Raw genomic sequence first — 12,049 nt, forward strand, 5'->3', positions numbered from 1 at the left:
TGAGCACGGGCGTATGACGCTCTCTCTCCGGCCGGAGGCGGCCGTATGAGCGTTACTGCTCCACTCGGTTTCAGAGCGGCCGGCGTCGCCGCGGGCATCAAGCCCGGCGGCGCCCGCGACCTCGCCCTGGTCGTCAACGACGGGCCCAGCCGCGCCGCCGCCGGCGTCTTCACCGCCAACCGCGTCAAGGCCGCCCCCGTCCTGTGGTCGCAGCAGGTCCTCGCGGGCGGCCGGCTGCGGGCCGTGGTGCTCAACTCCGGCGGCGCCAACGCCTGCACGGGCCCCGAGGGCTTCCAGGACACCCACGCCACCGCCGAAAAGGTCGCCAAGGCGCTGGAGGACTCCGCCGGCGAGGTCGCCGTCTGCTCCACCGGCCTCATCGGCGAGCGGCTGCCCATGGACGAGCTGCTGTCCGGCGTCGAGACCGCCGCGGGCCAGCTCTCCCGCGACGGCGGCCTGGCCGCCGCCGACGCCATCCGCACCACCGACACGGTCAGCAAGATCTCCTTCAAGCGGGCCGCCGGCTACATGGTGGGCGGCATGGCCAAAGGCGCGGGCATGCTCGCCCCCGCACTCGCCACCATGCTCTGCGTGATCACCACCGACGCCGACCTCACCAGCGACGAGCTCGACGCCGCGCTGCGCAAGGCCACCTCCCGCACCTTCGACCGGCTCGACACCGACGGCTGCATGTCCACCAACGACACCGTGCTGCTGCTGGCCAGTGGCGCCGCCGGCGTGAAGCCCGACCTCGCCGAGTTCGAGCAGAAGGTCTACGAGGTCTGCGCCGACCTGGCCCGCCAGCTCCTCGTGGACGCCGAGGGCGCCTCCAAGGCCATCGCCATCGAGGTCGTCGGCGCCGCCTCCGAGTCCGACGCCGTCACGGTCGGCCGCGCGGTCGCCCGCTCCAACCTGCTCAAGTGCGCCGTCCACGGCGAGGACCCCAACTGGGGCCGCGTGCTCGCCGCCGTCGGCACCACCGACGCCGTCTTCGAGCCCGACCGGCTCAACGTCGCCATCAACGGCATCTGGATCTGCCGCGGCGGCGCGGTCGGCGACGACCGCTCCAAGGTGGACATGCGCCCGAGGGACGTCACGATCACCGTCGACCTGTCGGCGGGACCGCACACCGCGACCGTCCACACGACCGACCTGACCGCGGACTACGTCCACGAGAACTCGGCGTACAGCTCATGAGGCGCAGCGCGGCCGAGACGAAGGCGGGCACGCTGATCGAGGCGCTGCCCTGGCTCACCCGCTTCCACGGCGCGACCGTCGTCATCAAGTACGGCGGCAACGCCATGACCGACGAGGGCCTGAAGGCCGGCTTCGCCGAGGACGTCGTCTTCCTCCAGCACGCCGGCCTGCGCCCGGTCGTCGTGCACGGCGGCGGCCCCCAGATCAGCAGCGCGCTCGACCGGCTCGGCATCGCCTCCACCTTCACCGCCGGCCTGCGGGTCACCACGCCCGAGGCCATGCAGGTGGTGCGGATGGTCCTGGTCGGCCAGGTCAACCGCGACATCGTCGGCCTGGTCAACCGGCACGGCCCGTTCGCGGTCGGCATGTCGGGCGAGGACGCCCACCTGTTCACCGCCGTGCGCAAGCACGCCGTGGTGGACGGCGAGCTCGTCGACATCGGCCAGGTCGGCGAGATCATCAAGGTCGACCCGGGAGCGGTCCGCGCCCTCATCGCCGACGGCCGCATCCCCGTGATCTCCAGCGTCGCCCGCGGCGACGACGGCGAGGTCTACAACGTCAACGCCGACACCGCCGCCGCCGCGCTGGCCGTCGCGCTCCAGGCGCAGAAGCTGATCGTGCTCACCGACGTCGAGGGCCTGTACGCCAACTGGCCCGACGACACCGACGTGATCGACCAGCTCGCGGCCGACGAGCTGGAGGCCCTCATGCCCAAGCTGTCCAGCGGCATGGTGCCCAAGATGGAGGCGTGCCTGACGGCCGTACAGGGCGGGGTGCCGCGCGCCCACGTGCTCGACGGCCGGGTGCCGCACTCGCTGCTGCTGGAGATCTTCACCAATGAAGGAATCGGAACGATGGTGATGCCCTGATGAGCCTGTTCGAGAGGTTCGAAGACGCCTTCATGCCCAACTACGGCGTCCCGCCGATCGCCCTGGCCCGCGGCGAGGGCAGCCGCGTCTGGGACGTCGAGGGCAGGGAATACCTCGACTTCATCGCCGGCATCGCCACCAGCTCGCTCGGCCATGCCCACCCCGCACTGGTCGAGGCCGTCACCCGGCAGGTCTCCACCATCGCGCACACCAGCAACCTGTTCCTGCACGAGCCCGAGGTGCTGCTCGCCGAGCGGCTGCGCGCCCTGCTCAACGCCCCCGCGCGGGTCTTCTTCGCCAACTCCGGCACGGAGGCCAACGAGGCGGCTTACAAGCTGGCGCTCAAGTACGGCCGCCGCGAGGGCCGCTCCTACTTCGTCGCCGCAGAGAACGGCTTCCACGGCCGCACCATCGGCGCGCTGTCGCTCACCGGCAAGGCGGCCATCCGCGAGCCGTTCGGCCCGTTCCCCGTGGACGTGCGCTTCGTCCCCTACGGCGACGCCGACGCGCTCAAGGAGGCCGTGACCGGCGACTGCATCGCGGTCTTCCTGGAGCCCACGCAGGGCGAGGCCGGCGTGGTCCCGCCCCCGGACGGCTACTTCCAGGCGGCCCGCGAGATCTGCGACTCCACCGGCGCGCTGCTGGTCGCCGACGAGATCCAGTCGGCCATCGGCCGCACCGGGCACTGGTTCGCCCACCAGGCCGACGGCGTCACCCCCGACATCCTCACCCTGGCCAAGGGGCTCGGCGGCGGCCTGCCGATCGGCGCGTGCGTCGGCTTCGGCGAGATCGGCGGGCTGTTCGGCAAGGGCGACCACGGCTCGACCTTCGGCGGCAACCCGGTCTCCTGCGCCGCCGCGCTGGCGGTGCTCGACCACGTCGACCTCGCCCACGTGCGCGAGGTCTCCGCCCGGCTGCGCGCCGGCCTGGAGCCGGTACGCCACCCGCTGCTGAAGGGCGTGCGCGGGCGCGGCCTGTGGCTGGCCGTCGTGCTGCGCGAGCCGCGCTCGGCGCGCTTCCAGGAGGCGGCGGCGAAGGCCGGGTTCCTGGTCAACGCGCTCCAGCCGGACGCGGTGCGCATCGCGCCCCCGCTGGTGGTGACGGCAGAAGAGGTGGACGCCTTCGTGACGGCGTTCCCCGCGATCATGGAAGAGGCGGCGAAGTGAGCAGTCAGAGCCCGGGCCCCGCGCGGATCCGGCACTTCCTCAAGGACGACGACCTCTCGCCCGCCGAGCAGGCGGAGGTGCTCGACCTGGCCGAGGCCATGAAGAAGGACCGCTTCGGCTACCGCCCCTTCGAGGGCCCGCGCAGCGTCGCCGTCCTGTTCGACAAGCCCTCGGCGCGCACCCGCGTCTCCTTCCACACCGGCATCGGCGAGCTTGGCGGCCTGCCGCTCGTCGTGGACAACGTCACCGCGCTCATGGGCCGCGGCGAGCCGGCCAAGGACCTCGCCCGCGTGCTCGACCGGCAGGTCGCCGCCATCGTCTGGCGCACCAACGGCCAGGAGCTCATCGAGGAGATGGCCGCCCACGCCCGCGTCCCGGTCGTCAACGCGCTCACCGACGCCTACCACCCCTGCCAGATCCTCGCCGACCTGCAGACCGTACGCGAGCACCTCGGCCGCACCGCCGGCGTGACGCTCGCCTACACCGGCGACGGCGCCAACAACATGGCCCACTCCTACCTGCTGGGCGGCGCCACCGCCGGCATGCACGTACGCGTCGCGGCCCCCGACGGCTATCTGCCCGACCAGGCCGTGCTCGACCGCGCCGCCGCGATCGCCGAAGGGACCGGCGGCTCGGTGAGCGTCGTCGCCGACCCGGCCGCCGCCGCCGAGGGCGCCCACGTGCTCGCCACCGACACGTGGGTGTCGATGGGGCAGAGCGGCAAGGAGGAGCGGGTGGCCGCACTCATGCCTTACCAGGTCGACGCCGCGCTCGTCGCGCGCGCCGCCCCCGAGGCGATCGTGCTGCACTGCCTGCCCGCCTACCGCGGCTACGAGATCACCGAGGACGTGCTCGAAGGCTCGCGCAGCGTCGTGTGGGACCAGGCCGAGAACCGCCTGCACGCCCAGAAGGCGCTGCTCCACTGGCTGGTGACCAGACCGTGACCATCCCGATGACCAAGGCGGCCCGGCAGGCGCGGATCACCGACCTGCTGCGGCGGCAGGTGGTGCGCTCCCAGCCGGAGCTCGCCAAACTGCTCGCCGACAGCGGCGTCGAGGTCACCCAGGCCACGCTCTCACGCGACCTGGACGAGCTCGGCGCGCTCAAGCTGCGCGCCGAGGACGGCTCGCTGATCTACGCGCTGCCCGGGGAGGGCGGCGCCCGCATCCCGGTCGCCCGGGTCGGCGCCGGCGAGCCCCCCTCCGCCCGCCTCCAGCGCGTCGCGGAGGAGCTGCTGGTCAGCGCCGAGGCCTCGGCCAACCTGGTCGTCGTGAAGACGCCTCCCGGCGCGGCGCAGTTCATGTCCTCCGCCATCGACCACGCCGACTGGGAGTCCATCCTCGGCACCGTCGCGGGCGACGACACGATCCTCGTCATCACCCGCGACCCGCAGGGCGGGCAGGCGGTCGCCGAGGCGCTGCTGAAGGTCGCCGACCGGCGCGGCTGAAAACGGAAGACGCCCCGCTGAAGATCGCGCCGCCCGTGACGCGAACGGGGGCCGACGTGCACTATGGTCGCGGGGGACACGAAGGAGATGACGGTGAGTGAAGGCAAGCCGATGCGGCTGTGGGGCGGACGCTTCGAGAGCGGCCCGTCCGACGCGCTGGCCCGCCTGTCGGTGAGCGTGCACTTCGACTGGCGGCTCGTGCCGTACGACCTGGCGGCGTCCAGGGCGCACGCGCGGGTGCTGCACAGAGCGGGGCTGCTGAGCGACGATGAGCTCGGGCGCATGATCGGCGCCCTCGACGACCTGGACCGCGCCTGCAAGGAAGGCGAGTTCCGGCCGACGGTGGCCGACGAGGACGTGCACACCGCGCTGGAGCGCGGCCTGCTGGAACGGCTCGGCTCGCTCGGCGGCAAGCTGCGCGCCGGCCGCTCGCGCAACGACCAGATCGCCACCGACCTGCGCCTCTACCTCCGCGACCACGTCCGCATGGTCGTCTCCCGGGTGGTCGAGCTGGAGACGGCGCTCATGGCCCAGGCCGAGCAGCACGCCGAGACCGCCGCGCCCGGCATGACCCACCTGCAGCACGCGCAGCCCGTGTCGTTCGGCCACCAGCTCCTGGCGCACGTGCACGCCTTCGCCCGCGACGTCGACCGGCTCACCGACTGGGACAAGCGGGCCGCCGTCTCGCCGCTCGGCTCCGGCGCGCTCGCCGGCTCGTCGCTGCCGCTCGACCCGCAGGCCGTGGCCGAGGAGCTGGGCTTCGCCGCCGCCGCGCCCAACTCGATGGACGCCGTCGCCGACCGCGACTTCGCCGCCGAGTTCCTGTTCGACGCGGCCATGATCGGCGTGCACCTGTCGCGGCTGGGCGAGGAGATCGTCCTGTGGGCCTCGCAGGAGTTCCGCTGGATCGAGATGGACGACGCCTACTCCACCGGCTCGTCGATCATGCCGCAGAAGAAGAACCCCGACGTGGCCGAGCTGGCCCGCGGCAAGTCCGGCCGGCTCATCGGCAACCTCATGTCGCTGCTGACCACGCTCAAGGGCCTGCCGCTGACCTACAACCGCGACCTGCAGGAGGACAAGGAGCCGGTGTTCGACGCCGTCGACACCCTGCTGCTGGTCCTGCCCGCCATGGCCGGGCTGGTCGCCACGATGCGGGTCAACACCGCCCGCATGGAAGCCTCGGCCCCCGACGGGTTCGCGCTCGCCACCGACCTGGCCGAGCTGCTGGTGCGGCGCGGCGTGCCGTTCCGCGAGGCGCACGAGGCGGTCGGCCACCTGGTCGTGTGGTGCCAGGTCAACGACAAGGACCTCGGCGAGCTCAGCGACGACGAGCTGCTCAAGGTCTCGTCGCACCTCACCCCCGACGTGCGCGACGTGCTCAGCGTGCCCGGCGCGCTCGCCGCCCGCAAGGCGCACGGCGGCACCGCCCCCGACCGCGTACGCGACCAGCTCGTCGCGCTGCGCGAGGCGGTCGACGCGCAGGCGGCATGGGCGGCGCAGAGCTGAGCCGCGCGCCGCTGCCGCGGAGCTTCTTCGACCGGCCCTCCCACGAGGTCGCGCCCGACCTGCTCGGGCGCGTCCTCGTGCACGGCCCCGTCGCCGTGCGCCTCACCGAGGTCGAGGCGTACGGCGGCCCCGGCGAGGACCCCGCCGCGCACACCTACCGCGGCAGGACGCCACGCAACGCGGTCATGTTCGGCCCACCCGGTCACCTGTACGTGTACTTCACCTACGGCATGCACTTCTGCACCAACCTCGTCTGCCTGCCCGAGGGCTCGGGCTCCGCGGTGCTGCTGCGGGCCGGCGAGGTGCTGGACGGCGTGGACACCGCCCGCGCCCGACGCTCCTCGCGCGGCAAACCGCCGCCCGACCGCGACCTCGCCCGCGGCCCCGCGCGGCTCGCCGTCGCCCTCGGCCTGGCCCGCGAGCACAACGGCCTCGACGCCGTGCTGGAGGGCTCACCCGCCGGGCGGCCCCACGAGTCGGCCGCCGTCCTCGAAGGCCGGCCGCCCGCACCAGGGCTGGTCAAGGCCGGGCCGCGCACCGGGATCTCCACGGCGAAGGAGGTGCCGTGGCGGTTCTGGATCGACGGCGACCCTACCGTGTCGCCGTACCGGGCTCACGTGCCGCGCCGGCGCAGCGCCGCCGCCACCTCCGTCGGAGAGGCGCCGAGCTCGTGAGGACTGAAGAGGTGCAGGTGGTCGCCGGTGTCGACCTCCAGCATCTCGCTGCGCAGTCCCCAGCGCCTGCGTACGTCCACCGTGACGTCCCGGATCTCGTCCCAGGGCACGTGCCGGTGTCCCGCGAACCCGTGCACCACCGTGATCCCGCTCTCGTCGGCCGCCAGCCGCTCCGGGACCAGCAGGTCCCGCAGCCCCATGGCGCCGAGGACCACCGCCCCCGGGACGGCCAGGAACACGCCGCCATGATCGCCGTCGATCCACCAGTAGACGGCGAGACCCACACATGCGAGAGCCCCTAAGATCTTGAAAACGGCCAGCTCGCGACGGACCCTCCACATGGGCACAGAGCGTATCCAAGTGGCGGGCTACCCGGCCGATCGGGCACGCTGTACTCATCCGACCCGTCTCACTCTCCTGGAAAGCCCGCACCGTGACCGACATTCTCGATGACCTCGCCTGGCGGGGCCTGATCGCGCAGTCCACCGACCTCGACGCCCTGCGCGCGTCCATGGCCGAGGGTCCGATCACGGTCTACGCCGGGTTCGACCCCACCGCCCCCTCCCTGCACGTCGGTCATTTCGTGCCGCTGCTCACCCTGCGCCGGCTGCAGCTCGCCGGGCACCGGCCCATCGGCCTGGTCGGCGGCGCCACCGGCCTCATCGGCGACCCGAGCGGGCGCAACAGCGAGCGCTCGCTCAACGCGACCGAGACCGTGGCGGAGTGGGTCGAGCGCCTGCGCGGTCAGGTCGGCCGCTTCCTCGACTTCGACGCCCCGTCCAACGCCGCCCTCATGGTGAGCAACCTCGACTGGACCGGCGAGATGAGCGCGATCGGCTTCCTGCGCGACATCGGCAAGCACTTCCCGGTCAACCGCATGCTGGCCCGCGAGTCCGTCTCGGCCCGGCTGGCCGGCGAAGGGCTCAGCTACACCGAGTTCAGCTACCAGATCCTCCAGGCCAACGACTACCTGGAGCTCCACCGCCGCTACGGCTGCGCGCTGCAGATCGGCGGCAGCGACCAGTGGGGCAACATCACCGCGGGCGTCGACCTCGTACGCCGCATCGAAGGCGCCCACGTGCACGCCATGACCCTGCCGCTGATCACCAAGTCCGACGGCACCAAGTTCGGCAAGACCGCCGGCGGCGCGCTCTGGCTCGACCCCGAGATGACCTCGCCGTACGCCTTCTACCAGTACTTCCTCAACTCCGACGACCGCGACGTGATCCACTACCTCAAGGTGTTCACGTTCCGTGGCCGCGAGGAGATCGAGGCGCTGGAGAAGGCCGTCGCCGAGCGGCCCTTCGCCCGCGAGGCGCAGCGGGCGCTGGCCGAGGAGCTCACCGAGCTGCTGCACGGCAAGCAGGAGCTGGACGCCGTCGTGGCCGCCTCCAAGGCGCTGTTCGGCCAGGGCACGCTGGAGGAGCTGCCCGCCTCCACCCTCGGCGCGGCGCTGGCCGAGGTGCCGAAGGCCGTGGTGCCCGAGCTCGGGGCGACCTTCGTCGACCTGCTGGCCGACAGCGGGCTGGTCGAGTCCAAGTCGGCGGCCCGGCGGGCGGTCAAGGAGGGCGGGGCCTACCTCAACAACGTCAAGATCACTGACGAGTCGTACGTGCCGGGTGCCGAGGACCTGCTGCACGGGCGGTTCATGGTGCTGCGGCGCGGCAAGAAGTCGATCGGCGGCGTCGAGGTCGGCTGAGCCGCGACGACGGCGGGCAAAGCGGGCTCCTACATCTCCAGAGGGGCCCGCTTTCGTGTGCCCTCGGCTGGGGCGTAGCTATCGCCGGGTGAACAACGCCACGGTGAGCCCCGGCAGCTCGGCCGAGTGCTTGGCCAGTTTCAGCTCGAACCCCGCCCGCTCGACCTCCGCCACCCGCGGCACGGCGTCCCCCTCCAGCCCCGACTGCTTGCTGCCGCGCCAGACCACCCACACCCGCTCACGGCCGTCGAGCGCCGCCGCCACGTCCGCCCGCTCGGGATAGCCGAACCCGGTGGGGGAGGGCTCGTCCCCGGAGCGGAGCACGTCCACCGGCATGAGCGAGTCGGCGTAGTAGTCGAAGCCGGTGCGGAGCTGGCTCTGGCCGTACACGATCGCGTCGTCCCGCTCGGCCCTGATCACCCGCAACGCCCACGGGATGTTCTCGAAGCGCCCGTTCTCCTCCCGGACGTCCACATGGTCGGGGAACGACAGCGCGCACCCGAGCACGACGACCGCCACCCCCGCCGCCACCGCGAACCGGGGGATCGCCGCCACCGCCAGGCCCGCGAGCAGCGCCAGCGCGGGCGCGGTCACGAACAGGTAGCGGTCCACGTACACCGGCGTCACCAGGTGCGAGACCGCGAGCAGGAGCAGCGGCGGCAGCACCAGCCACCCCGCCAGCGCCAGGGCCCACGGCCGCTCGCCCCGCCGGACGTACAGGTGGACGGCCCCGGCCACCGCGACCGCGAACAGCACCACCCCGAACGCGTTCGTCCCCGCCGCCATCTTCGGGAACTTCAGCCACACCTCCGGCCCGCGCTGCGGGATCCAGCTGATCGCGTGCCGCTCCCCGAACCCGATCAGCCCCAGCGCCACGGCCGGGAGACCGCCCACCGCGAGCGCGCCCAGCATGCGCACCACGGCCCCGCGCCGGGCCAGCGCGAGCTGCGCGGGGAGCACGAGGACCGCGAACAGGTGCGTCGAGCACACCAGCGCGACCGCCACCCCGTACAGCACCCACCGCCTGGCCGCCGCCGGCCGTTCGAGCGCCCGGTGCAGCGCCCAGAAGGACAGCACCGCGGCGGCCGCCGCGAACGCGTACGACCTGGCGAAAGCCCCGAAATAGGAGACGGACGGCAGAACCGCGAAGATCGCCGCCGCGAACACCCCCGCCCGGACCGAGTGCAGCCGCCGGCCCAGATCCGTCACCAGCCAGGCCACCACCCCGATCGCCAGCGCCGACGGCAGCCGCAGCCACAGCTCCGCGGTGCCGGCCATCGTCCAGAAGTGCATGAACAGGTAGTACGGCAGGAAATGACCGTCGATGTTGAGCGCCAGCTCCCACATGCCCGCGAGCGAACGCCGGGCGGCGCTGAGCGTGGCGAGCTCGTCGCCGTTCAGCGTGGCGGAGCCCGTGCCCGAGAACGCCACGGCGGCGGCGAGCAGCGCCATCCACCAGGGGCTCCACGCGCGGGGGGCCGAGACGTGGCGGGCCGGGGGTGCGAGGGTGGCGGCAGTGGTCACCGGGGCAGGATACGCGGCCCCGCCCGGGCTGATCGCCGGTCCCGCAGACCCGGGTACGGCCTGCGATCCCGACGGGCCTGCGCCCCCTGGTGGACGAAGGCGACGTGCGGGAGGCGGCAACCCGCTCCACTCTCACCGCCCGATCGGGCCCCGCCGCCCCTCACCAAGAACCAAACCGCCGCTTCCGCATCCGCCGGGAAGGCGGGCGCGCCTCCCGCCTCGTGTCACGCAGGGAAGTCCGGCGTGACCCCCGAACCTCGCGTCCGCCGCGGGAAGGCCAAGGTGACGCCCCGGACTCCGCGTCTGCCGTAAGGCCAGCCCACCCCACGGACCGAACACGGACGGTCCGGACCGATCAAGCGCCGCCCAGACGGCGGACGCCGCAGCCCGGACCGCGGACGCGCCGCCGGGTCGCGCGTCCGCGCGGCCCTCGCCGACGCCGACGCCGACGCCGACGCCGACACTGGCGCCGGCCCGCCTACTGGCTGGTGGCGTGCGTCGGCCTCACGACGATCACCACCCGCCGCTCGGCATCACCGACCGGCCGCTCGTACTCCAGCCCGTACCGCCTGGCCAGGACATCAAAGAAGTCACCCGCCGGATCCGGCTCGATCCGCTCGACCACGCCACGGACCTCCAGATACCGGTAGGGCCGCTCGGGATCGTTGATCGAGACCGCCACCCGCGGATCCTCCACCACGTTGCGATGCTTGCGCCGGTCCGTCGTCGTGGTGAAGCGCAGGAACTCCCCGTCCCACACCGTCCACACCGGATTCACATTGGGCAGGCCGTCCCCGACGGTCGCCAGATGCGCGAACAACGGCCGCTCCAGCAGATCGAGATGACTCTCAGGAACTACCGCCCGCTTCTCTCCACCCATCTCATCCATCCTCTCCGTCGTCGCTTCCGGGCGACGGCACATTATCAAAATCTTGATGACTATCAAACCTAGAACAGCCATCCGTGCTTGTACGATCGCCTGCATGGCGTCACACAGAGACGAGCGACCTGCCGGACAACAACAGGCCGAGGAGCCGGCCGAGGGGCTGCCCCCGGACGAACGGCTCGGCATGGACATCAAGCGGGCCGAGCAAGCTCTGATCGCCGCCAAGCAACTCGCCGTACGCCCGGCCGGCCTGACGGTTCCCCAGTACGCGGCCCTGTTCGCGCTCGCCGACAATCCCGGCATCTCAGGCGCGGCGCTCGCACGTACCTGCCTGGTGACCCCGCAGGCGATGACCGTCGTACTCAAGAACCTGGAAGAGCGCGGCCTCGTCGAGCGTTCACCCCACCCTTGGCACCGCAACGTCCTGGAGACCCGCCTCACGGAGGCCGGCCACGCCGCGCTCGCGACGGCGGACGCGCGCGCCGTGCGGATCGAGCGCGCCCTAGCTGACGAGTTCACCCCAGAGGAACGCGCCCAGCTGCGGAAACTCCTGGAGCGCTGCGGTGCCGCCATCGGCCGCGCCGCAGCGGGCCTGTGACCGCCTCGTCCCGCGATTTGACGAGTCGCGAATCGCCACTTAATGTTTGACCTCGCCGCGGGAGTGAGCCGGACGCCGACCAGGCGGACGGGCCCCGGGCAAGCCCCTTGAATGACGAGCCACTCGGCAGAGCTGCTACGGCATGCTCTTGCTCCGAGACCTCCAGGGCGCGCCGAAGCAGCCGAAAAACCGGTTGATTCGACAAGCGGTGGATGTCACGGTAAGTTGAGAGGGTTGCCCCGGAAACGGGGTGCGCAATACTAGACAGTTCGCCTCTATTGTCGTCAAGTCTCCGGATTTGACACGAAATCGGACGAACTGCTAGGATTGCGGAGACGAGATAGCGCCTCCGAAGCAAGATCCGAACGGATCTGGCCGATGAAGTTCGCGTCCGTTTCTTGAGAACTCAACAGTGTGTTAAAAGCCAGTGCATGTGCATCACACATGTATGACCCCGTCATTTTTGACGGATTCTTGCTT

Annotated in this window: 13 protein-coding genes; 9 read left to right on the top strand and 4 right to left on the bottom strand. The window is 71.9% G+C overall.

The window, feature by feature from the left end; all coding sequences use genetic code 11:
• Positions 1 to 45 precede the first annotated feature (45 nt).
• The 7 genes from argJ (at position 46) to BMW85_RS19100 (ending at position 6,862) form a co-directional block, all read left to right on the top strand.
• The gene (gene argJ / locus BMW85_RS19070) at positions 46 to 1,197 is read left to right on the top strand and encodes a bifunctional glutamate N-acetyltransferase/amino-acid acetyltransferase ArgJ (protein WP_091082832.1); all 1,152 of its coding nucleotides are present in this window, start codon (positions 46 to 48) and stop codon (positions 1,195 to 1,197) included.
• Positions 1,194 to 2,066, top strand: coding sequence for an acetylglutamate kinase (gene argB, locus BMW85_RS19075; protein WP_091082834.1), 873 nt, complete (start codon positions 1,194 to 1,196; stop codon positions 2,064 to 2,066). Before argJ ends, argB begins: the two co-directional genes overlap by 4 nt.
• The gene (locus tag BMW85_RS19080) at positions 2,066 to 3,232 is read left to right on the top strand and encodes an acetylornithine transaminase (RefSeq protein ID WP_091082837.1); all 1,167 of its coding nucleotides are present in this window, start codon (positions 2,066 to 2,068) and stop codon (positions 3,230 to 3,232) included. The genes argB and BMW85_RS19080 overlap by 1 nt, the downstream gene beginning before the upstream one ends.
• Positions 3,229 to 4,176, top strand: coding sequence for an ornithine carbamoyltransferase (gene argF / locus BMW85_RS19085; protein WP_091082839.1), 948 nt, complete (start codon positions 3,229 to 3,231; stop codon positions 4,174 to 4,176). The genes BMW85_RS19080 and argF overlap by 4 nt, the downstream gene beginning before the upstream one ends.
• On the top strand, positions 4,173 to 4,679 hold the full coding sequence (locus BMW85_RS19090) for an arginine repressor (protein ID WP_091082841.1): 507 nt from the start codon (positions 4,173 to 4,175) through the stop codon (positions 4,677 to 4,679). Before argF ends, BMW85_RS19090 begins: the two co-directional genes overlap by 4 nt.
• A gap of 87 nt (positions 4,680 to 4,766) precedes the next feature.
• Positions 4,767 to 6,188, top strand: a complete 1,422-nt coding sequence (argH, locus tag BMW85_RS19095) for an argininosuccinate lyase (protein ID WP_091083002.1) — start codon at positions 4,767 to 4,769, stop codon at positions 6,186 to 6,188.
• On the top strand, positions 6,170 to 6,862 hold the full coding sequence (locus BMW85_RS19100; protein WP_091082844.1) for a DNA-3-methyladenine glycosylase: 693 nt from the start codon (positions 6,170 to 6,172) through the stop codon (positions 6,860 to 6,862). The genes argH and BMW85_RS19100 overlap by 19 nt, the downstream gene beginning before the upstream one ends.
• On the opposite strand, the gene BMW85_RS19105 is transcribed toward BMW85_RS19100, so the two are convergent.
• On the bottom strand, positions 6,802 to 7,146 hold the full coding sequence (locus BMW85_RS19105; RefSeq protein ID WP_218155833.1) for a PH domain-containing protein: 345 nt from the start codon (positions 7,144 to 7,146) through the stop codon (positions 6,802 to 6,804). The two genes, BMW85_RS19100 and BMW85_RS19105, sit on opposite strands and share 61 nt — an antisense overlap.
• A gap of 149 nt (positions 7,147 to 7,295) precedes the next feature.
• Here BMW85_RS19105 and tyrS point away from each other — a divergent pair, with 149 nt between their 5' ends.
• Complete coding sequence (gene tyrS, locus BMW85_RS19110) at positions 7,296 to 8,561, top strand: tyrosine--tRNA ligase (protein ID WP_091082850.1); 1,266 nt, start codon at positions 7,296 to 7,298, stop codon at positions 8,559 to 8,561.
• A 78-nt stretch (positions 8,562 to 8,639) separates the two neighbouring features.
• On the opposite strand, the gene BMW85_RS19115 is transcribed toward tyrS, so the two are convergent.
• Both BMW85_RS19115 and BMW85_RS19120 read right to left on the bottom strand, forming a co-directional pair.
• Complete coding sequence (locus tag BMW85_RS19115; protein ID WP_245774907.1) at positions 8,640 to 10,085, bottom strand: glycosyltransferase family 39 protein; 1,446 nt, start codon at positions 10,083 to 10,085, stop codon at positions 8,640 to 8,642.
• A 478-nt stretch (positions 10,086 to 10,563) separates the two neighbouring features.
• Entirely contained in the window at positions 10,564 to 11,070 is a 507-nt protein-coding gene (locus BMW85_RS19120) for a PPOX class F420-dependent oxidoreductase (protein WP_245774908.1), read from the bottom strand.
• Between BMW85_RS19120 and BMW85_RS19125 the strand changes: the two genes are divergently transcribed.
• Positions 11,069 to 11,569 carry a MarR family winged helix-turn-helix transcriptional regulator gene (locus BMW85_RS19125; RefSeq protein WP_218155834.1) on the top strand — a complete coding sequence of 167 codons (501 nt, stop codon included), beginning with the start codon at positions 11,069 to 11,071 and terminating at the stop codon, positions 11,567 to 11,569. The two genes, BMW85_RS19120 and BMW85_RS19125, sit on opposite strands and share 2 nt — an antisense overlap.
• A gap of 284 nt (positions 11,570 to 11,853) precedes the next feature.
• Here BMW85_RS19125 and BMW85_RS50385 read toward each other — a convergent pair.
• A partial coding sequence (locus BMW85_RS50385) for a hypothetical protein (RefSeq protein ID WP_218155835.1) occupies positions 11,854 to 12,049 on the bottom strand: 196 nt, incomplete at its 5' end.

It is taken from the genome of Nonomuraea wenchangensis (assembly GCF_900111685.1).
GTDB classification, from domain to species: Bacteria; Actinomycetota; Actinomycetes; order Streptosporangiales; family Streptosporangiaceae; genus Nonomuraea; species Nonomuraea wenchangensis.